This window comes from Flavobacterium aquidurense, from assembly GCF_001404985.1.
Taxonomy (GTDB): Bacteria; Bacteroidota; Bacteroidia; order Flavobacteriales; family Flavobacteriaceae; genus Flavobacterium; species Flavobacterium aquidurense_B.
In genome coordinates this window covers 228375-249159 of record NZ_JRLF01000012.1, presented here as the reverse complement: position 1 = coordinate 249159, position 20785 = coordinate 228375, and the positions used below count along the sequence as shown (strand labels likewise).

Genomic DNA, 20785 nt, shown 5'->3' with positions numbered 1-20785 from the left:
CGATGAATGCTTGGAATACAGAGATTCCCTTAGATGAAAAAATGCATCGGGCAGCCTTTAGTTATAACTTAACTTTCATACAAGAAGAAGTAAAAAAATACATCAACAAGATATGCAGGATTACAACTTAGGTAACCGATGTATACTGTTGAATCAAATTCTTAAAACCTGTTGAGTAATGTAAATAGGATTTGACTGGCCATTAAATGGCGCGAAGATTTTGAAACGATTGTAATCATTTACTATAGTCTGACCTGAAAATGAAAGATACCAATTATCAAGTAAACTGTAGTTTGCTGCAAAAAATTTATTGCTAAGTGCATCTTTAAGATCATCACTTCCAAGATATTCCTCTTCAAGATCTACATCGGCATCTTCAATAATTGAACTGCCCTGATCCTGATTCGTAAATTTTACCCTGTGCTTTTTCTCAAGAGTATGCTGATGAAAGTTTTGTGGAGTACCAGCATTAAGATATTGCCCTCCGCCAAGCAGAAGCAAATTCATGAATACTAAAAATACTATTAACTTTCTCATTTGGGTGCGAAAGTAATCAAAGTATCGAAACAAAAAAAGATTTTTTTATAAGCTTTAACATTTAATAAAAACGAAAACGTTTTCATTATTTTATTAGCAGGAAATTATATTAAATTCTTAATCTTTTATGCGAAAAAATCATAAAAAAAAGGACTCGAATCATAATTATATTAAGAATGATTCTAAGAAGCTATCAAAACAATCAAAATCGTAAATATTTGATGCTCTATAAGTTATTCTATAAATATGATTATAGATTCTATAGCAAAATTTCCATTATAGTAAATTCCTGTCCTTCTTTGCTAAAAATTTCGCCCGTATCAATCATCCCGAATTTTTCGTAGAATGTTTTTTTGTTGCTTCGGGCATTGCACCATACTTTTCTTAAATTCTTTTGTTTTGCAAGTTCTAAAATATGATTTATTAGTTTTGAAGCGATTCCTTTTCCCTGAAAATCTTCTAAAGTTGCCAGTTTTCGAAACTGCATTTCATCATTTGTGATAAAGCAGGAAATTATTGAAACTAATTTTTCACTTTCAAAAACACCAAAATGCAATCCTAAAGCATCTTCTTCTAATTGTACGAACTCAAAAGGCATATCCGGCCACATTACTTCATGCCTGATTTGCCAGGTTTGCGAAGCTTCAATCCCTTTAATTTTCATATCTTAATATTTTGAACAAGCATACAAATTTACAGGATTTTAAAATTATATCTTACAAATTAACCAAAACCACATTTCTTTCATTATCAAAAACATACATCAAATAAATAAGATAAATCATTCTTTTCTAATTAATAATATTTATTTTTATGTTATATAAAAACAATCCAGTTATGAAAAAATTCATCTTAGTAATATTATTATGTATCAGTGCCAATAGTTTTGCACAATTAATACAGTTTGGACCTCAGGTTTCTTATAATATAACCTCTCCGCTTTCAGATGACTTTAGTTCAAAAAGCTCCGGAACCGGTATGGGAGTTGCAGGATTTGCCAGAGTAAATTTGTTGCTTTTTTATGGTCAGGGAGAATTTGGGTATGCCAAATCAAAATTTAGTATTGCTCAAACCGGAATTGCAGAAACTGAGTATGAGTTATCAGGAACTGATGCCACGTTACTTGTCGGTTTTAAAATAGTTCCGTTAGGAAAACTGGGAAATGTTCGCATCTTTGCAGGATATAACTGGAAAAGTTACTCCGATATTAAAGCAAATAATAATTTAAATTACATTGCTTTTGAGAAAAACAACAGTAGTATTCTTGGCGGAGTTGGCGTAGATTTATGGAAACTGACTTTAGATTACAGATATCTTGCCGGGGTTACAGATCTTGATCCTTCCGGAAGAAACTTAAAAACTGCCGTTTCTAATATATCACTTGGATTTAAATTCTTATAAAACTTAATTTAGCCTATAAAAAAGGGAATCAATTGGATTCCCTTTTTTAGTTATTTTACTTTAACATAAAATCGCTCTGTATTATTGCTGGTTATTTTCTCGACACCATTTTCTCCTGTCTTCCCTACATTAATCACATGTAACTCATTAGCACTATCATTTATGGCACAATTCCAAACAGTTCCATCTGATAAAATAATATCAGAATATCCTGCATCTGACTGTTCTTTATTGTAGTAAACTAATTTCTCTGATTTAACCAGTTTCTTTACCTGCGTTTTTTTATTTTTTTCAAAAAATAAAATTTCGTCTTGCTTAATTTCTACTAGTTCCTCAAAATCTTTTGCTTCAGCAGCATTTGCTTGATTGGCAGCCCAAATTGGTTTATCACCAATCATTTTCCAGTTACCTAAAGCCTGAGTCATTATGTTTTCTCTTAAAATCGTTTTTAGCGTATCTACCTTTTTAATAGATTCCTGACCTATTTCACTATCAGGTTTAATTTTAGAAGCAACATAAAACAAATCAATAGCTTTTTTAAAATCTGCTTTTTTATAATACGATATAGCTAATTCATATCTGCTTTTTTGAAATGCAAGTTTTGAATTATTTTGTGCTACAGTTTTAAAAGCGATTAATAAAACAATAAAAAATAGTTTTCTTTTCATTAACAATGTTGGTTTATTTTTTGCAAACCTAGTTTTTTATTCTGAATATCGATTACGTTTTCCCACATTTGTTTTATTTATATAAAAAACCACCTTATTGTAATAAAAGAAAGGAATCTATGATATTAGACTCCTTTTTTTACGATATTCATTATTTAAGAGGTTTAAAAACTACATAGAGTTCGAAAATAAACCCAGGATTTGTATGGCTTGAGCTGTATCTTTTTTATTCACAAAAATGTGATCATGATAAAAAGCCGCCACAACATTACAGCTAATTTCTTTCTCTGAAAGTGCTTTCGAAAATGCTGCTGTCAACCCCACAGCTTCTAATGAAGAGTGCACCGTAAGGGTTATCCAGGACATTATAACTGAATAATCTAGCCTTAACTTATCTGCAGTTTCTTTTTTAAGGATTAATGTAATTGCTTCTTTTTCTTTAAAGAACATTTCGATGTCATTTAGATTTATCCCTTCTAAATTTTCGACTTTACAAAAAACATAATCACCGGGATTATGTTCCGGTTTCATCATTTTAAGTAATTGCTGCAGATTTTTTTGTCCTGACATTTTACGAGTTTATTTATTCAATTTATTTTACTGCCAAAGTATTGTTCTCTGGAGTAGCATCCATAAAAATACCACCATCAATTGTTATCAGCTCAATATGTTTATTATTTTTTATTGCAACAGAAACCTGTTTTTGATTGGTTTGCCAAACTGCAGGAGTTTGATGAATTGTTTCTTTTGTTTTATCTGAATAAGTAACAATAACATCAAACGGAATAGCAAAACCTCCAACGTTCTCTACAGAAACTACATTTTTAGCTACGCTTTTAACGGAAAGATCAATATAATTATTGGTGAAAAACCAATTATTAAAGAACCAGTTTAAATTTCTTCCGGACGCAGTATTAATAGAATTAAAATAATCCCACGGAATAGGATGTTTACCATTCCAGTTATCCATGTAAGCATGCAATGACTTTTTGAACAAGTCATCGCCAAGTAAATCTTTTAAGGCAAGGTATGACAAAGACGCTTTTCCGTATGAATTGTTTCCGTAACCGGCATCAGAAACCTGAGACGACATCGAAATTATGGGTTGATCTTCTTCAGTCGATTTATCTTTAATATAGTTTTCGACCCTAAATTGTTTGTAAAATTTATCAGCAGCTTCTTTACCATGTTCTGCAATTCCTATTAAATATTCAAAAGTAGTTGCCCAACCTTCATCCATAAAAGCATAACGGGTTTCATTGATTCCCATATAAAAAGGAAAATAAGTATGTGCCACTTCGTGATCCTGAACCAATTGTGCAAAAACAGGATCTCCCATTTGCGAATCATTGCACATCATAGGATATTCCATGTCTGCAAATCCCTGAAAAGCGGTCATTTTAGAAAACGGATATGGAACTCCTGGCCAGCTGTTCGAAAAGAAACCTAAAGCATATTGATTATTTTTTACCGAGTCTACAAAATCAGTTCCTTTTACATCATAAGCTGCCTGAACACTCGCACGACGATTTGTTTTTTTATCGACCACAACACTGCTTGCATCCCATAAATAATGATCACTTAAACCAAAACAAACATCTGTGATATTTTTAGCTTCAAATTTCCAAACGTTCCACTCATTTTGTTTCGTTACAACACCGGTTTTCAATTCTTGCTCATTTGCAATATGCAAAATTTCATCTGTATTGTACGATTTTTTTAAGCTCGCAGAAAACTCCGGCTGTAAAACCTCATCCGGATTTAATAAATCTCCCGTTGCATAAACAACATAATTTTTAGGTGCTTTTACAGAGAAAGTATAGTCATTAAAATCATTATAAAACTCCTGACGATCTGTGTGAGGCAATCTGTCCCAATTATTATAATCATCAAAAACACTAACACGAGGATAACTGTAGGCAACAAAAAAAGTAGTTTCATCTATTTGTCCTTCTCTTCCGCTTTCTTTAGACAAAGGATAATTCCATTCGATATTGATTGTTACCTTAGAATTTGGCAGTACAGGTTTTTTCATCTTTATATTTCCTACTGTTCCCCATTTTCTTCCATCTTCTTTATAAACTTCGTCAGCAATTTTTAATGAAGTAATCGTTAATCCATCACTTAAAAAATCATTGCTTACACTACCGCTTCTTGGAGACGAAGGTTTATGCAGGTTATTTACAAAACGAATAGGCAAATTCCTTAAAGTATCCTTGCTGTTGTTTTCATAAACAATAGTTTCTGTTCCTGAAACAATTTTAGTTTTAGGATCTACAGCTATTTCCATAGTATATTTTGCATGATTCTGCCAGTAGTTTTTTCCTGGTTTTCCGTCAGGAGAACGCGTACCTTTTGCATAAGCATTTTTTATATTTCTGGGCATATAAAGTTCCTGCGCAAAAGTATTTTGTGCCAAAAATAAAAAGGCAACAAGTAATAATTGAAATGGTGGTTTTTTCATAAGTGGTTTCTGAATTTTGATAATTAAATATTGGCTATACTACTTAGAGGCTTTTTTGGATAGAAAGTTACAGTTATTTGTAAAAAATTAATTCCGAAAAGTCGCAAAAGCGCAAAGTTTTTTTATGTACTGAGGTTTGTCATTTCCAGGAACTAGAAATCTTCTTAAGCAGTTCCACAATTAAACCCAATCTTTGTCGAGTTTCTTCTGAAGATTTTTCGTTCCTCGAAATGACAACCTTAACTGATTAATACAAAACTTTACGTTTTACATTTTGCAAAGCAAATCAAGTTTAGCACAGCAACACAAAACCGTCAAAAATAAAAACCGTCTAATTCTAAAAAGAAAAAGACGGTATCTACAATTAATATATAACCTTGATCACTACAAAATATAATCGGTATTAATAAAATTCGATTCCTTGCTGTTTAGCAATTCCTGCAAAATTTCATTATTATAATCGATATCTTTTGAAGCAACAAACGTACGAATGGAGAAGGAACGCAAAGCATCAGGAATACTCAAAGTACCCACAGCAGAATCTTTACGACCTGTAAACGGGAAAGCATCCGGACCTCTCTGGCAAGAACTGTTGAGGTTTACTCTACATACTAAATTTACAAGAGCATCGATAAGCGGTGCTAAAGTTTTGATGTCTTTACCAAACAAACTTACTTGTTGTCCGTAGTTTGATTCGGCCATATCTTCCAGAGGTTCATTAATATCCTTAAAAGAAATAACTGGTACAACTGGTCCAAATTGTTCTTCGTGATACACACGCATTTCTTTATTTACAGGATATAAAACTGCTGGAAAAATATAGTTCTCTGTATGTTTTCCTCCTTTTTCGTTCAGGACTTTTGCTCCTTTGGCAGTAGCATCATCAATTAATCCCTGAATGTAAGCTGGTTTTTCGGTTTCTGGAAGCGGTGTTAATGAAACTCCTTTTTCCCAAGGATTTCCAAATTGCAGACTATCTACTTTTTCAGAGAAACGTTTATTAAATTCATCTGCAATAGATTCATGCACATAAAGCACTTTTAAAGCTGTACAACGTTGACCGTTGAATGATAAAGTTCCTGCAATACATTCCTGAATTGCTAAATCTAAATCGGCATCCGGTAAAATAATCGCCGGATTTTTAGCTTCTAAACCAAGAATCAAACGCAAACGGTTTTTATTTGGATGCTGATCCTGTAATGCAATCGCAGATTTACTATTCCCTATTAATGCCAAAACATCAATTTTTCCTGATTTCATGATTGGCGACGCCACCTCACGGCCTCTGCCATAAACGATATTGATAACTCCTTTAGGAAAACTGCTTCTAAATGCTTCTAACAAAGGCGTGATACATAAAACACCATGTTTTGCAGGTTTAAAAATTACTGTATTCCCCATAATCAAAGCCGGAATCAGCAAAGCAAAAGTTTCGTTTAAAGGATAATTGTATGGCCCAAGACATAAAACAACGCCTAGGGGTCCACGACGAATCATAGCATTCACGCCTTGTACTTTTGAGAAGTAGGAACTACGACTGTTTAATTCTTTATAACTATCGATTGTATCGTGAATATATTCTACAGTCCTGTCAAATTCTTTTTGCGAATCGCCAAGGTTTTTTCCAATTTCCCACATCAATAGTTTAACCACTTCTTCGCGGGTTTCCTTCATTTGTTTTACGAAATTTTCCATGCATTTGATACGATCAACCACTTTCATGGTTGGCCATAAACCCTGACCTTTATTATAAGCCGCATTTGCAGCTTCTACCACTTCAGCAGCTTCTTTCTCTGCCATAAACGGAATCGATCCCAATAAAGTTGGTGTATATTTCTCTGTAGACGAAATGGTCGAAAACACAGGAGTAGTCTGCCCTGTCCATTGTTTTAATTCTCCATTTACAAGATACGTATCTTGATTTATAAGGGTTTTAATCTGATATTCTTCGGGTATTAAACTCATAGTCTGGTAATTTATGTTTGGTTATTAATAGCGCATTAAAGAAAAAAGAGGCTTTTTATGCCTCTTCATTTGTTTTATGGATTTATAGTTTCACCTTCCCAATCCAGGATTCCGCCAAGCAAGTTATAGGCATTATTTATACCTAACTCATTCATAACCTGACATGCTTTAGCGCTTCTGGCTCCAGAACGGCAATACACATAATAGTTTTTATTTTTATCTAATTCTTCGATTTCATAAATAAAACCCTGACCTTTATTAATGTCAATGTTTACGGCATTCTCGATATAGCCGTCATTAAATTCGTCTTCAGTTCTTACGTCCAGTATAACTGCATTCTCGTCAGCAGCAAGCTGATTAACCCAATCTTCTTGTGATAAATTCATAGTATCTGTTTTTTGTAAAATTACGACGTTTCTATTAATTAAAAACGTGCCAAATGCGATTTCGATTATTATTCTCAGAAAACGTTTTAGAGAAAGTATTATAATCAGTGAAACACAAATTTACTTACTATTTTTAAAAATACAGTCTATAAAATCGATAGAAAATAGGATATTTTCATTTTCATAAAATGCATCTCAAATATACTTTTCTCATAATTAATACCATTTCAATCTGCTATCTTTGTATAAAATTGCGCATTTTAATTTTAATTTGATAAAATAGTTTGGCACAAATATTTTTTTATCACAGATTAAAATGATTGGAATCATTAAAAATGTTCGCCACAAATTGCCCTAATTCTCACTAATTAATTCGTGCTAATTTGTGAAATTCGTGGCAAACAAAACAAACTCTATCTAATGCAAAACTCACTTAAAAATATATTTCCTAATTTCTCTACCGAACTAATTTCGACCATCGAAGAAAACGGAAGCCTGCAGGATTTTGAGGCCGGAACTATTTTAATGCGAACCGGACAATACATAAAAAATACCGTTTTGATTACCAAAGGAAAAATCAAAATTTATCGCGAGGGCGAAGATGGTGGCGAATTTTTAATGTATTATTTGCAACCAGGACAAGCCTGCGCCATTTCGATGATTTGTACTGCCAAAAGCGAAAAAAGTCAGATTATGGCAAAAGTTGTCGAAGATGTTTCGGTTATGATGATACCGTTGCAAATGATGGATAAATGGATGATGGAACACAGATCCTGGTACGAATTCGTAATCGAAACTTATAGAAGCAGATTCGAAGAAGTTCTGGAAGTTGTTGATAATATCGCTTTTAGATCTATGGATGAGCGTCTGGAATTTTATCTTAAAAGACATTCTGATGCCTGCGGTTGTACCGAAGTAAAATTATCGCATCAGGAAATCGCAACCGAATTAAATACTTCAAGAGAAGTTATTTCGAGATTACTCAAAAAAATGGAACAAAGAGGTTTGGTCAAACTCAACAGAAACCAAATCGAACTTTTAAGATAGTTTTTTTTGCCCGCAGATTTAGCTGATTAAGCGGATTGTCACCGATTTATTTTTTGCAATGTAAACTCTTAATCCTTAAACTTTCCAATTGATAAATTTAATCATCAATAGAAAAAAGAAAAAACCTGAGAAAATCCGCTTAATCCGTGGGCCTATAAATCCGTAGTAAAAATTTCCTTATGTGATAAATGTTACTGTAGATTTCTTTTTATCCAAGCACCTTTGTATAAAAACAAATACAATGGAATATTTAGGTTATTTTGCTTCGATTATTATCGGGATTTCGCTTGGCTTAATTGGCGGAGGCGGATCTATATTAACCATTCCTATTTTAGTGTATTTGTTTAAAGTAAATCCAGAGCAAGCCACCTCATATTCTTTATTTATTGTGGGATTAACAGCCATGTTTGGTAGTTATAGCCATTATAAAATGGGAAATCTAAAGCTAAAATCGGCATTGTATTTTGCCATTCCTTCGGTAATTTCTATTTTGATAATTCGAGAAGTTATTTTTCCTCAAATTGCTTCTACCCTATTTTCTATCGCTTCCTATTCAGTTTCAAAGGATTTTTTGATTATGATCATCTTCTCCGTATTGATGATTACGGCAGCAATCTCGATGATTAGAAAAAATAAACCCGAAATAAAAGCAACCGAAACCAATTATATTCAATTAAGTATAATAGGTTTTATTGTAGGAATCATAACCGGATTTCTAGGTGCCGGAGGAAGATTTCTAATTATTCCTGCCTTATTGTTTTTCGCCAATTTACCTATGAAACAAGCCGTAGGAACTTCGTTATTAATCATAACAATAAATTCAACAATAGGTTTTACAGGAGATCTTTATATTGGAACTCCTATAAATTATCCTTTTTTATTAGGCGTTTCGGCAATGGCACTTTTTGGGATGATTATTGGGAGTCAGCTTTCTAAAAAAATAGACGGTACAAAATTAAAACCCATTTTTGGCTGGTTTGTTTTGGTGATGGGGTTTTATATTATTACTAAGGAGGTTTTATTTTAAGTTTTTCTCTCGCAGATTTAGCAGATTCGGCAGATTTTTTAAAACCATTTTCTACAAAATAGCCACGATAATTGTCATTTCTACTAAGATTTCTTGTTCCTTGTAATGACAAAAATGTGAGTATCAAAGATGAAAAACTAAAAAATCCGTTTATTCCTGAGAGAGTAAACGGATTTGTATATTTTGGGCGTTCCCTACGGTCGGGCTATCCGCTATATTCCAGATTAACAAAAACTACGGCTAAAAAGCCTTGTTTTTCTAAATCGGGAGATACCGCTTCTATCCCTAACGCAAATTCGCGTCTTTCTATTTATTTAAAAGCTTTTTAAGATATTCTACTTTTGCTTTTTCAGCCAGAACTAATTCTTTTTCTGCAAGAACTAAACGTTCGTAAAGTTCAACCATCTTATCTAAAGGATTGAAAGTAAAAATTGGTCCAGATGCACCTTGACCATTACTTGCGCTATTATCATAAAAATTATTGAAAAATTAAAAACTGATTCTTCCAAAAAGTTTTCAAAATCTTTAAAAATGGGCTGAAAGCACAAAATCACTAGCGTAGTGCATCGCACTACGAACTAAATCAACGATAATATCGCCCTGAAAGGGTTAAGCAAAATGACAATACAAATTCAAAAAAAACTATAACTACCTCACAAACAATACATAAAACATGTAAAACTTTTTTTTGTGCACGAGTAGGCTTTCGCCCTTTCAGGGCTTAAACTAACAATCTTTTTTATTCATAGTGCTTCGCAAAATGCTATTGCTTAGGCTCTTTCAGAGCTAGTTTTGAACTCTTATTATTTCAAATTTTACTATTAAAATTGTCTCCTGCTTTAAATAAATATATTGTATTTGGCTAAAGCCATTCCACAACAAAATAAAAAACCGTTGGTTAAAACCAACGGTTAATCCTATAATTAATTCGTGAATTCGTGGCTAAAAATTCTTAATGCTCCCCATACCCAACATCATCCATCTTTCCGCTAAAAACCCTGTACTGAATAATAAAATAAACAATCACCAGAAACAAAGCAATAAAAAACCAACTCATTCCGGCGTTTAAACCGTATTCTCCAGCGGCTGTATTATAAATCGTCAAGGACGGATTTACTTTATTGGTTGAAGGCAAAACATTTGGGAAAATCGAAACGGCTGTCGAAGCAAATCCTCCCACCAAAAATAAAGAAGAGAATAAAAATCCTAAACCGTCTTTTTGCCAGGAACGAACTTTAAACAAGCCCAAAATTCCAACAAACGTCATTAGAGGAAAAAACCAAAGAATAGGATTTTCGACAAAATTATGAAACGGTTTTGGTTCGATAAAATGCCAGATTTGCAACGAAATACAAACTAAAACCAGCAAAACGATATTCAGTTTAAAAACTATATTTTTAAGTTGCGGATTCAAAGCCGAATTAGTTTTAAAAATAATCCAGTTTGCGCCATGAATCGTTAAAGCGACAACGCTCACAATACCCAAAAAAAGCGTAAACCAGTCGATAATACCCAATTCATTTGCTTGCGGACTAAAAGTAGGATTCCATAAAGGCAAAAAGAAATAATGAGCTTCTTGCGTCGAAACACCGTTAGTTACCATTCCTAAATTTACACCGCGAACAATATTCCCTAAAGCAATCCCAAAGAACAACGCCAGAAGCAAACTTGCAATCCCAAAAGCTTTATCCCAAATGGCTTCCCACATTGGGTGATGTACTTGTCCGCGCATTTCAAGACCAATTGCCCGAAAAATCAAAAGCCATAAAATCATGATCAAAGGCAAATAAAATCCGCTAAAAGAAGAAGCATATAAAGTTGGGAAAGCAAAAAATAAAACACCTCCGGCAGCAATTATCCAAACTTCATTTGCATCCCAAAATGGACCAATGGCGCTTGTAATTGCTTTTTTATCTTTCTCGTTTTTAGCAAAAAATAAATGAATAATTCCTGCCCCAAAATCGTAACCGTCTAATACAATATATACGGCCAGGATTCCCATTAAAACTACGTACCAAAAAAATTCCATATTTATATTTTTTCTGTTGAAAGTTCCACATGACGCGGTCCTTTATTGATAATTTTTCCAACTAAAAGAAGAAACAACATTCCAAGTAAAAGATACAATCCTATAAATCCCAGCAAAGTAAACAAGGTATTTCCGGATGAAACGGTTGGCGAAGCGCCTTCGGCAGTTCGTAATAAATTATAAACCAGCCAGGGTTGTCTTCCTAATTCTGCCGTGTACCAGCCTGTAGTATTCGCTATATACGGAAATGGCATCATGAACATCAAGGACCATAAAACCCATTTAGTCTCAAATAGTTTTTTTCTAATCAATTGAAAAAGCGCAAAAGCCATCAAACCTATAAATATGGTTCCAAGTCCTACCATAATATGATAAGCGTAATACAATCCTGAAATATTGGTTGGGTGGAGATCTTCTTCAAATTGGTCCAGACCTTTTATTTCCTCATGCCAGCTTCCGTAAGTCAGGAAACTCAAAATATTGGGAACGGCGATTTTATTGTCTAGTTTTTTATCTTTTACATCGGGCTGCCCAATTAAAACAATCTCAGAACCTTTCTTTTCGGTATGAAAAATCCCCTCCATTGCGGCAAAAGTTACGGGTTGATATTTTACGACATTTTTTGCCAGTAAATCTCCCGTAGGAACTGCCACTATAATACTCGAAATCAATCCGAAGATTACGCCGGTTTTCACAAACATTCTTCCAAAAGCAACATTCTTTTGGCTCAAAATATAAAAAGCGCCAATTCCGGCTACAACAAAAGAACTTGTAACTAATGAAGCTGCCTGATTATGTAAATACGAAGGCCATAACCACGGATTCAGGAATAAAGCCTTGAAATTAGTCAATACAAATTTTCCGTTTTCAAGAATTTCATATCCCACCGGATTCTGCATCCACGAATGTGTGGCTATAATAAGATATCCGCTGGCCCAGGAACCAATCATAATTAATAATCCGGTTACAAAATGCCACTTATGTCCTATTATTTTTTCTCCAAACAAAAAGATTCCCAGAAAAGAGGATTCTAAGAAAAAGGAGAACATTCCTTCCATCGCTAAAGTTTGTCCAATGATTCCGCCTGTTAGTTCAGAGAATTTTGCCCAATTGGTTCCAAACTGAAACTCCATTGGGATTCCGGTTACAACGCCCATCGCAAAATTCAAAGCGAAGATTTTCATCCAGAAATGAGTCGCGTGATTGTATTGATCGTCTTTAGTTCGTAGATATTTCCATTTAAAATAAACAATGATCAGCGAAAGACCCATTGTAAGTTGCGGAAAAAGATAGTGAAAAGTAATGGTGAAGGCGAATTGCATTCGGTCATAAAAAAGCATTTCTTCCATAGTGGTATTTTATTTATGAAGTCCCACAAATTTACCCATTAAAACCCGAATTTCCTGCCTTTAAAAAAAGTTTATCGCCTGATATTTGTTAAACTTTTCAACAATTTGAATGGTGTAAATTACACTTATATTTAATTCTGATGCGCACAAAGTTTGTCATTTCGACGAAGGAGAAATCTTCACGAGAAACTCGACAAAGATTGGGTTTACGTTGCGGAGTTACTTGCGAAGATTTCTCCTTCGTCGAAATGACAATATCGTAGATATATTTGGACTTGGAACTGCGTGCTTAAAAAACTACTCTTTTTTTAGAATCCCTTTTGCTACGCTTTCATTTATTAAGTCTTCGGCATAATTCCATAAAGTTTTAGAACCTTCTTTTATGACGCTTTTTTTCTCGTAGACTTTTTTATAATTTACGCCAAATTCCTTCCAGGTTCCACCATTATTAGATGTATTTTGCAATAAAGGTTCTAATCTGTCCATTGATTTTGCAAATTTTGCTTCATTGGTTTCTCCGGCTTCAAATTCTTCCCATATAGCAATTAAATCTTGGGCTTGTTTTTCAGGAAGCAAACCAAAAATACGATTTGCTGCCAATCGTTCTTCGTCAGTATTATCGTGACTTTTTTGTGTATCATATATAAAAACATCTCCGGCGTCGATTTCGACAATATCGTGTATCAAAACCATTTTTACAACTTTTAAAACATCAATAGGTTCATCAGAATGCTCAGCCAAAACAATTGCCATTAAAGCCAAATGCCAGCTATGTTCTGCGTCATTTTCGTTTCGGTCACTATTAAACAGCTTCGTTTTTCGCTGAATGTATTTTACTTTATCAATTTCTTTTATAAAAGCAATTTGGTTTAATAAATCTTCTGTGTTCATATCGGGAATGTTTTATAAATGTAAAATTACAAAATGCTTCTCTTTATCAAATCATACTTCTTGAATATACTCGTTTTGCATTTTCCTATAGGACTTATATGGTAAAACCATTAAATCTTTTTTTACATAAAAATCAAATTTCTGTAACATTAGTCACTTATTTTAAGGAAAAACTAGGTTACCTTTGTATTCCCATATTTTTAGAATATTTATCATGAAAATAGAACAAATTTACACCGGATGCCTTGCTCAAGGTGCTTATTATATTACTTCAAATGGCGAAGCTGCAATTATTGATCCGCTTCGTGAAATCCAGCCTTATCTCGATCGTTTAGAACGTGATGCCGTAAAACTGAAATATATTTTTGAAACGCATTTTCACGCTGATTTTGTTTCCGGACATATCGATTTAAGCAAAGAAACTGAGGCGCCAATTGTTTACGGACCTAATGCGGCTTGCGAATTTGATTGCATATCTGCGAAAGACGGACAAGAATTTAAAATTGGAAAAATTACAATAAAAGCGTTACATACTCCGGGTCACACCATGGAAAGCACAACCTATTTATTAATTGACGAAAACGGAAAAGATCACGCTATTTTCTCTGGAGATACCTTATTTATTGGCGATGTTGGTCGTCCGGATCTGGCGCAAAAAGCTGCCGGAATGACACAAGATCAATTGGCAGGAATTTTATATCATTCCTTAAGAGATAAAATCATGACTCTTGCTGATGATGTAATTGTTTATCCTGCGCATGGTGCAGGAAGCGCTTGCGGTAAAAACATGAGTAAAGAAACCGTTTCGACTATTGGAAACCAAAAAGCTACTAATTATGCTTTGCGCGCTAATATGACTGAAGCCGAATTTATCACTGAAGTAACCGACGGATTATTACCTCCGCCAGCTTATTTCAGTATGAATGTTGCCATGAATAAAGGCGGTTACGAAAGCTTTGAATCGGTTTTGAATAACGGAATGAAAGCCATTGATGTAAAAGAATTTGAGGCTGTTGCCGAAGAAACCGGAGCATTGATTTTAGACACCAGAAAAAGTGCCGATTTTCATAAAGGATTTATTCCGCAATCTATAAATATTGGAATCAATGGTGATTTTGCACCGTGGGTTGGAACTTTGATTGCAGATGTAAAACAACCTATTATATTAGTAACCGAAAGCGGTCTTGAAGAAGAAACCGTAACGCGTTTAAGCCGTGTAGGTTTCGATGCAATTATTGGACATCTTGAAGGAGGGTTTGAAGCCTGGGAAAAAGCAGGTTTTGAAGTGGATACGGTAAACCGAATTTCGGCTGAACAATTTGCAGGTGAATTCAAAATTGAAGAAGACAAAATAATTGATGTTCGTAAAGAAACCGAATACGAGGCAGAACATATCGAAGATGCTTACAGCAAACCTCTAGCTTATATTAATGACTGGGTAAAAGACATTAACCCAAATGAACATTTTTACCTGCATTGCGCCGGAGGATATCGCAGTATGATCGCAGCATCGATTTTGCAAGCACGTGGTTTCAGGAATTTTACCGAAATTGACGGTGGTTTTGGAGCAATTGCAAAAACGAATATTCCAAAATCAGATTTTGTTTGTAAGAGCAAGGTATTGAAAGCATAAACATTGAATATTAATTTTCACCATATAAGTGATATAAGTTCATTTTAGTTTGGGATCATTTTAAATCTACATCTTATATTTTAACTTTTCAAAGTAATGTAAGAAGCTCCAACTTATAATTTCTTATATCACTTATATGGTAAAAAATAAAAATCTAATTTTTAAAGTAAAACATGAGTCTAATCGAAATCATCAAAGAACCTTGGCCTTGGTATGTTGCAGGTCCGTTAATTGGACTAACTGTTCCGATTTTATTAATTATCGGAAACAAATCTTTCGGGATTAGTTCCTCACTTCGTCATATTTGCGCGGCTTGTATTCCTGCGAATATCTCGTTCTTTAAATACGACTGGAAAAAAGAAAGTTGGAATTTATTCTTCGTTTTCGGAATTTTCCTTGGCGGAATAATTGCTGCATATTTTTTGGCAAATCCAAATCCGGTTGAAATCACGCCGCAGCTTTCAGAACAATTAGCGACTTACGGAATCACGGATCATTCCGGATTATTGCCAAAAGAGCTTTTTTCGTGGGAAAGTTTATTCACACTTCGTGGTTTTATCATGATTGTGTTAGGAGGATTTCTAGTAGGTTTTGGAACACGTTATGCGGGAGGTTGTACAAGTGGACACGCCATTATGGGAATTTCAAATTTACAATGGCCTTCATTAGTAGCTACAATCTGTTTTATGATTGGCGGTTTTATTATGGCAAATTTGATTTTACCTTATATCCTTTCACTTTAAAATTTCAAAAATGAATAATTTAGAAAATAAAAATACTGATACAGAAGGAATCAACGGAAGTCAAATCAAAGATTCAGGATTCTCAAACTTAAAATATCTTTTGGTTGGAATCTTTTTTGGGATTGTATTCGTAAAAGCCGAAATTATCAGCTGGTTCCGTATTCAGGAAATGTTTCAGTTACAATCTTTCTTTATGTATGGTGTAATTGGCAGCGCTGTAGTCGTTGGGGTTATATCCGTTCAGATAATTAAAAAATTCAACATCAAAACCATTCAGGGAGAAAAAATCGAAATCCAGCCTAAAACTTTTAACAAAGGACAAATTTATGGCGGCTTAATGTTTGGTTTTGGCTGGGCAATAACCGGAGCTTGTCCAGGTCCGCTTTTTGCTCAAATTGGGACAGGAGTCACCGTAATTGTAGTTACTTTAATAAGTGCCATTTTAGGAACCTGGTTTTACGGTCTAATCAAAGACAAACTTCCTCATTAAGATTTAAAATATAAAAAATGAGCAACACAACAGAACAACTACTATTAAGAAAAGCTGATATTTCAGAAGTACCTGTTATCTGGACGATTATACAAGATGCTATCGAACAAAGACGTCAGGAAGGAAGTTCGCAATGGCAAGACGGTTACCCTAATGAAGTTTCGATTAGTAACGACATCAAAAATGGCTACGGATACGTACTTACAGAAAACGAAACTATTTTGTGTTACGCAGCTATTATTTTCGACAAAGAACCAGCATACGAAGACATAGAAGGTAAATGGCTTACCAACGGAGATTATAGTGTTGTACATCGTGTAGCCGTATCGAAATTGGCAAAAGGAAAAGGTATCGCAACCAAACTCTTTAAAAGCATCGAAGGTTTGTGCCTCAAAAAAAATATTAATAGTATAAAAGTAGATACCAACTTTGACAATATTCCGATGCTTAAAATTTTAGACAAATTAGAGTACACTTATTGTGGTGAAGTATATTTTAGAGGAGCAGCCCGAAAAGCTTTCGAAAAAAAGCTAGCCTAAAATATACAATCTCAATATTACAAATCAACCCCGACAGAATTCAAAAAACTGTCGGGTTTCTTATTAAAGCGTATCAAAAAAATGAACAAAATATATTTTCAGATTTTATTATCCTTATTTTTAATAAGTTGCTCCAATATTAAAAAATCAACAGTTCAGACATCAAATAAAACCTATGATGTTCAGCTTGATAGTTTAGAGTTATTTGATCAATCCAGAAACCGCAAAATTCCGGTTGCACTTTATCATCCAAAATCTGATACGAAAATAAACAACCAGCAACTTATAATCTTCAGTCACGGTTACGGAGAAAATAAAGGCGGAGACAATAAAATCTATTCTTACTTAACAGAACATTTAGCATCGCAAGGATATTTCGTTATCAGCATTCAGCACGAATTACCTACCGATGATCTTTTGCCAATGGAAGGAGATCTAAAAGTTACAAGAAGACCAAATTGGGAACGAGGCACAGAAAACATTCTTTATGTTTTAAACGAATTTAAAACAATCAAACCCGAATTAGATTTCAAGCACCTAACACTAATTGGCCATTCGAACGGCGGAGACATGACAGCTTTATTCGCTACCAAATATCCCAAACTGGTTTATAAAATAATCACAATGGACAATCGAAGAATGCCTCTTCCAAGAGTTAAGCATCCTAAAATATATACGTTGCGTTCTAAAAACTATGCAGCAGACGAAGGCGTATTACCCACCGAGCAAGAACAAAAGAAATACGGAATGACAGTTCAGTTCACCCCAATCAACCACAGCGACATGGACAATGATGCAACAACCGAAGAACGAAAAATACTATTTAACCACATCGAAAAATACTTAAGTAAATAATAATTTTTCAGTTCCAATTGGAATTTGGAATTTAAAAATTTGATATTAAAAGCATTGCGGCGTGCCACCATCCCGATAAGAGGGCAAATATACTTTGCGCTTATACGCCCTCTTATCGGCATGCTGTCGGGCTATCCACGCTACTTAGGTAGCCTGCTCCTATCCCTCACGCGCGTAAACGAAAGAACTTATTTCAAAAAATCAAAAGTTTCGTTTTTTCGAATCTTTATAAAAACACTATTTTGATGCAATTATTACCTCTACTCCTATTTCTTCTAGTTTCGTTTTGGTTTCGTTATCGATTCCATCATCAGTAATCAACACATCAATTTTATCTAAATTGCATATCTTGCCAAAGCCTCTAACATTCATTTTTGTAGAATCTACCAGCACAATAACCTTTTCTGCCACTGAAATCATAACTTGATTAAGATGTGCTTCTAAAGCATTTGAGGTGCTTAAACCAAAATCTAAATGAAGCCCATCTGCACCTAAAAACAATTTATTACAGGAAAATTGATTCAGTATTGCTTCAGAAATTGGCCCAATAACTGAATTTGAACTTTTCCTGACATCACCACCCAACTGTATTGTATCTACATTTGTTTCATTACTTAGTTCTAATGAAACCTTTAAAGAAGGCGTTAGCACTGTTAATTTTTGAAATCCTGAAATAATCTGCGCTAAGTATTGAATATTAGATCCTGAACCTAATATGATGTAATCGAAATTATTAATGTACTTTAAAGCTTCTTTTGCAATTTGCTTTTTTTGCTCTACCTGCAATCCTTCTTTATCACTTAAATCCCTTTCGAAAGCATAAATAGGCTGTTTACTTGCACCGCCATGTGTACGGTGTAACAAGTTTTCATTTTCTAAAAAGTTCAAATCCTTTCTTATTGTTACGGTTGAAACATTAAGAATTTCACACAAATCAGCCACATTTACATGTCCATTTTTGTCCAGTTCTTTAAGTATTTCTTCTTGTCTTTTGTTTATAATAACCATAATAGCCTGATAATATTAAGATTTTTGAAGGTATAAATGTACGATAAAAAAATAATTCAAAAAAAACCTTATTTTATTACTTTAGTTTCGTTTAGTTTCGTTAATTTTGCTTTAAAGAAACAAAAAACAACAAAAGAAACAAAAACAAACACTATATGAAACGTTCAGAACAGTTATCGAAACTAAAAAACACTGAAAAGTGGGATGTAATTGTAATAGGTGGTGGAGCTAGTGGTCTTGGAACTGCTCTTGATGCAGCAAGCAGAGGGTATAAAACCATTTTAGTAGAAGCGATAGATTTTGCAAAAGGTACTTCAAGCAGAAGCACAAAATTAGTTCATGGCGGTGTACGTTACTTAGAACAAGGTGATGTACACTTAGTAAAAGAAGCCCTTAAAGAAAGAGGTTTAATGGCACAAAATGCCGGACATTTAGTTAAAAACCAATCTTTTGTAATTCCAAATTACAATTGGTGGGGCGGTTATTTTTACACCATTGGTTTAACCATTTACGATTTACTGGCCGGACGTTTGAGTTTGGGCCGTTCAAAATATATTTCGAAAAGAAAAACAATCGAAATGCTTCCTAACGTAGAAGAAAAAGGTCTAACAAGCGGAGTAATTTATCATGACGGACAATTTGATGATTCACGTCTTGCTATCAATATTGCCCAAACAGCAGCAGAAAAAGGCGCCTGTATTTTAAATTACTGTAAAGTTGTAAACTTATTAAAAGATGACAACAATCAAGTTATTGGTGTACAAGTACTAGATCAGGAAACAGGAGACAAATATGATTTAAAAGGATCTGCCATTATTAATGCAACAGGAGTTTTTACAAATGCTATAATGAAACTAAACGATACCGTTTATAAAAAATATATTGTTCCAAGTCAGGGAATTCACCTGGTTTTTGACAAATCGTTTTTACCTGGCGATCATGCTTTAATGATTCCTAAAACAAGCGACGGAAGAGTTTTATTTGCTGTGCCGTGGCATAATCGAATCGTAGTTGGAACAACTGATACATTAATCAAGAAACAAAGTTTAGAGCCAATTGCCTTAGAAAGCGAAATTGAGTTTGTACTGGAAACAGCACAACGATTTTTAGCAAAAAAACCAACCAGAGCCGACGTTTTATCTGTTTACGCTGGTTTACGTCCTTTGGCAGCACCAAAAGAAGAAGGAAAAAGCACCAAAGAAGTTTCAAGAAGTCATAAAATCATAGTTTCTGAAACCGGTTTAATAACCATTACAGGCGGAAAATGGACCACTTATAGAAAAATTGCCGAAGACATTATAGACAAAGCAATTAAAACACGAAAAATACCTGCAAAAGGATGTAATACAGAACATCTTTCTATTCATGGAAATCAGCCTACTACAACTTTAGACAGAGAAAACCACTTATACATTTATGGTTCTGATATTCCTAAAATACGCCAATTGCAACAAAATGAACCTGAATTAAACGAAAAAGTACATCCAGATCACGAGTTCACAATGGCAGAAGCAGCCTGGGCGATTCGATACGAAATGGCAAGAACTGTCGATGATATTTTAGCAAGACGTGTTCGTTTATTATTCTTAGATGCAAGAGCAGCAGTTCAGTCTTCTGAAAAAGTAGCAAGATTACTTGCTAAAGAACTAGGACATGACGAAGCCTGGATAACTCAGGAGATTGCAAATTTCAAAGATATTTCAAAAGGATTTTTTCTATCTGAATTTCGATAGAAGAATCTGAATTTCAATAG

Annotated in this window: 20 protein-coding genes and 1 pseudogene; 9 read left to right on the top strand and 12 right to left on the bottom strand. The window is 34.0% G+C overall.

Annotated features, from left to right (window positions below):
- Positions 1-153: 153 nt before the first annotated feature.
- Complete coding sequence (locus RC62_RS12945; RefSeq protein WP_055095785.1) at positions 154-537, bottom strand: hypothetical protein; 384 nt, start codon at positions 535-537, stop codon at positions 154-156.
- Between the two features lie 259 nt (positions 538-796).
- Positions 797-1201, bottom strand: coding sequence for a GNAT family N-acetyltransferase (locus tag RC62_RS12940; protein ID WP_055095783.1), 405 nt, complete (start codon positions 1199-1201; stop codon positions 797-799).
- A gap of 173 nt (positions 1202-1374) precedes the next feature.
- On the opposite strand from RC62_RS12940, the gene RC62_RS12935 reads away from it, so the two are divergent.
- Positions 1375-1938, top strand: a complete 564-nt coding sequence (locus tag RC62_RS12935; RefSeq protein ID WP_157472508.1) for an outer membrane beta-barrel protein — start codon at positions 1375-1377, stop codon at positions 1936-1938.
- A gap of 50 nt (positions 1939-1988) precedes the next feature.
- Here the strand turns inward: RC62_RS12935 and RC62_RS12930 are convergent, their stop codons facing one another.
- From RC62_RS12930 to RC62_RS12910, 5 genes are all read right to left on the bottom strand, one after another.
- Complete coding sequence (locus RC62_RS12930; protein WP_055095779.1) at positions 1989-2606, bottom strand: hypothetical protein; 618 nt, start codon at positions 2604-2606, stop codon at positions 1989-1991.
- Between the two features lie 171 nt (positions 2607-2777).
- Entirely contained in the window at positions 2778-3176 is a 399-nt protein-coding gene (locus RC62_RS12925) for an ACT domain-containing protein (protein WP_055095777.1), read from the bottom strand.
- A 22-nt stretch (positions 3177-3198) separates the two neighbouring features.
- Positions 3199-5070, bottom strand: a complete 1872-nt coding sequence (locus RC62_RS12920; RefSeq protein ID WP_055095775.1) for a M1 family metallopeptidase — start codon at positions 5068-5070, stop codon at positions 3199-3201.
- 384 nt (positions 5071-5454) lie between these two features.
- The gene (locus RC62_RS12915; RefSeq protein WP_055095774.1) at positions 5455-7035 is read right to left on the bottom strand and encodes an NADP-dependent glyceraldehyde-3-phosphate dehydrogenase; all 1581 of its coding nucleotides are present in this window, start codon (positions 7033-7035) and stop codon (positions 5455-5457) included.
- 74 nt (positions 7036-7109) lie between these two features.
- On the bottom strand, positions 7110-7421 hold the full coding sequence (locus tag RC62_RS12910) for a rhodanese-like domain-containing protein (RefSeq protein WP_055095772.1): 312 nt from the start codon (positions 7419-7421) through the stop codon (positions 7110-7112).
- Positions 7422-7841: 420 nt separating this feature from the next.
- Here RC62_RS12910 and RC62_RS12905 point away from each other — a divergent pair, with 420 nt between their 5' ends.
- Entirely contained in the window at positions 7842-8468 is a 627-nt protein-coding gene (locus RC62_RS12905; protein WP_055095770.1) for a Crp/Fnr family transcriptional regulator, read from the top strand.
- Between the two features lie 241 nt (positions 8469-8709).
- Positions 8710-9495 (top strand): sulfite exporter TauE/SafE family protein, encoded by a 786-nt coding sequence (locus tag RC62_RS12900; protein ID WP_055095768.1) that lies wholly within the window; start codon positions 8710-8712, stop codon positions 9493-9495.
- Positions 9496-9801: 306 nt separating this feature from the next.
- On the opposite strand, the pseudogene RC62_RS23255 reads toward RC62_RS12900, so the two are convergent.
- The 4 genes and pseudogenes from RC62_RS23255 to RC62_RS12880 form a co-directional block, all read right to left on the bottom strand.
- Positions 9802-10013, bottom strand: a pseudogene (locus tag RC62_RS23255) (transcriptional regulator); the annotation flags it as partial.
- A 434-nt stretch (positions 10014-10447) separates the two neighbouring features.
- Positions 10448-11524, bottom strand: coding sequence for a cytochrome d ubiquinol oxidase subunit II (cydB, locus tag RC62_RS12890; protein ID WP_055095763.1), 1077 nt, complete (start codon positions 11522-11524; stop codon positions 10448-10450).
- 2 nt (positions 11525-11526) lie between these two features.
- Positions 11527-12873 carry a cytochrome ubiquinol oxidase subunit I gene (locus RC62_RS12885; protein WP_055095761.1) on the bottom strand — a complete coding sequence of 449 codons (1347 nt, stop codon included), beginning with the start codon at positions 12871-12873 and terminating at the stop codon, positions 11527-11529.
- Between the two features lie 297 nt (positions 12874-13170).
- Positions 13171-13764 carry an HD domain-containing protein gene (locus tag RC62_RS12880; RefSeq protein ID WP_055095759.1) on the bottom strand — a complete coding sequence of 198 codons (594 nt, stop codon included), beginning with the start codon at positions 13762-13764 and terminating at the stop codon, positions 13171-13173.
- A 214-nt stretch (positions 13765-13978) separates the two neighbouring features.
- Here RC62_RS12880 and RC62_RS12875 point away from each other — a divergent pair, with 214 nt between their 5' ends.
- From RC62_RS12875 to RC62_RS12855, 5 genes are all read left to right on the top strand, one after another.
- Positions 13979-15397 carry an MBL fold metallo-hydrolase gene (locus tag RC62_RS12875; protein ID WP_055095757.1) on the top strand — a complete coding sequence of 473 codons (1419 nt, stop codon included), beginning with the start codon at positions 13979-13981 and terminating at the stop codon, positions 15395-15397.
- Positions 15398-15570: 173 nt separating this feature from the next.
- Positions 15571-16140: a YeeE/YedE family protein gene (locus RC62_RS12870; protein WP_055095754.1), complete on the top strand. Its 570-nt coding sequence runs from the start codon at positions 15571-15573 to the stop codon at positions 16138-16140.
- Positions 16141-16150: 10 nt separating this feature from the next.
- Entirely contained in the window at positions 16151-16630 is a 480-nt protein-coding gene (locus RC62_RS12865) for a DUF6691 family protein (RefSeq protein WP_055095752.1), read from the top strand.
- A gap of 17 nt (positions 16631-16647) precedes the next feature.
- A complete protein-coding gene (locus RC62_RS12860; RefSeq protein WP_055095750.1) occupies positions 16648-17169 on the top strand; it encodes a GNAT family N-acetyltransferase in 522 nt (173 codons plus the stop codon).
- Between the two features lie 81 nt (positions 17170-17250).
- Positions 17251-18024, top strand: coding sequence for an alpha/beta hydrolase family protein (locus tag RC62_RS12855; protein WP_055095748.1), 774 nt, complete (start codon positions 17251-17253; stop codon positions 18022-18024).
- 237 nt (positions 18025-18261) lie between these two features.
- Here the strand turns inward: RC62_RS12855 and RC62_RS12850 are convergent, their stop codons facing one another.
- Positions 18262-19032 (bottom strand): DeoR/GlpR family DNA-binding transcription regulator, encoded by a 771-nt coding sequence (locus RC62_RS12850; protein WP_055095747.1) that lies wholly within the window; start codon positions 19030-19032, stop codon positions 18262-18264.
- Positions 19033-19187: 155 nt separating this feature from the next.
- Here RC62_RS12850 and RC62_RS12845 point away from each other — a divergent pair, with 155 nt between their 5' ends.
- Entirely contained in the window at positions 19188-20765 is a 1578-nt protein-coding gene (locus tag RC62_RS12845; protein ID WP_055095745.1) for a glycerol-3-phosphate dehydrogenase/oxidase, read from the top strand.
- Positions 20766-20785 lie beyond the last annotated feature (20 nt).

Coding starts and splice junctions, on each gene's coding strand:
- RC62_RS12945 (WP_055095785.1), bottom strand. CDS start 537: ATGAGAAAGTTAATAGTATTTTTAGTATTCATGAATTTGCTTCTGCTT.
- RC62_RS12940 (WP_055095783.1), bottom strand. CDS start 1,201: ATGAAAATTAAAGGGATTGAAGCTTCGCAAACCTGGCAAATCAGGCAT.
- RC62_RS12935 (WP_157472508.1), top strand. CDS start 1,375: ATGAAAAAATTCATCTTAGTAATATTATTATGTATCAGTGCCAATAGT.
- RC62_RS12930 (WP_055095779.1), bottom strand. CDS start 2,606: ATGAAAAGAAAACTATTTTTTATTGTTTTATTAATCGCTTTTAAAACT.
- RC62_RS12925 (WP_055095777.1), bottom strand. CDS start 3,176: ATGTCAGGACAAAAAAATCTGCAGCAATTACTTAAAATGATGAAACCG.
- RC62_RS12920 (WP_055095775.1), bottom strand. CDS start 5,070: ATGAAAAAACCACCATTTCAATTATTACTTGTTGCCTTTTTATTTTTG.
- RC62_RS12915 (WP_055095774.1), bottom strand. CDS start 7,035: ATGAGTTTAATACCCGAAGAATATCAGATTAAAACCCTTATAAATCAA.
- RC62_RS12910 (WP_055095772.1), bottom strand. CDS start 7,421: ATGAATTTATCACAAGAAGATTGGGTTAATCAGCTTGCTGCTGACGAG.
- RC62_RS12905 (WP_055095770.1), top strand. CDS start 7,842: ATGCAAAACTCACTTAAAAATATATTTCCTAATTTCTCTACCGAACTA.
- RC62_RS12900 (WP_055095768.1), top strand. CDS start 8,710: ATGGAATATTTAGGTTATTTTGCTTCGATTATTATCGGGATTTCGCTT.
- cydB (WP_055095763.1), bottom strand. CDS start 11,524: ATGGAATTTTTTTGGTACGTAGTTTTAATGGGAATCCTGGCCGTATAT.
- RC62_RS12885 (WP_055095761.1), bottom strand. CDS start 12,873: ATGGAAGAAATGCTTTTTTATGACCGAATGCAATTCGCCTTCACCATT.
- RC62_RS12880 (WP_055095759.1), bottom strand. CDS start 13,764: ATGAACACAGAAGATTTATTAAACCAAATTGCTTTTATAAAAGAAATT.
- RC62_RS12875 (WP_055095757.1), top strand. CDS start 13,979: ATGAAAATAGAACAAATTTACACCGGATGCCTTGCTCAAGGTGCTTAT.
- RC62_RS12870 (WP_055095754.1), top strand. CDS start 15,571: ATGAGTCTAATCGAAATCATCAAAGAACCTTGGCCTTGGTATGTTGCA.
- RC62_RS12865 (WP_055095752.1), top strand. CDS start 16,151: ATGAATAATTTAGAAAATAAAAATACTGATACAGAAGGAATCAACGGA.
- RC62_RS12860 (WP_055095750.1), top strand. CDS start 16,648: ATGAGCAACACAACAGAACAACTACTATTAAGAAAAGCTGATATTTCA.
- RC62_RS12855 (WP_055095748.1), top strand. CDS start 17,251: ATGAACAAAATATATTTTCAGATTTTATTATCCTTATTTTTAATAAGT.
- RC62_RS12850 (WP_055095747.1), bottom strand. CDS start 19,032: ATGGTTATTATAAACAAAAGACAAGAAGAAATACTTAAAGAACTGGAC.
- RC62_RS12845 (WP_055095745.1), top strand. CDS start 19,188: ATGAAACGTTCAGAACAGTTATCGAAACTAAAAAACACTGAAAAGTGG.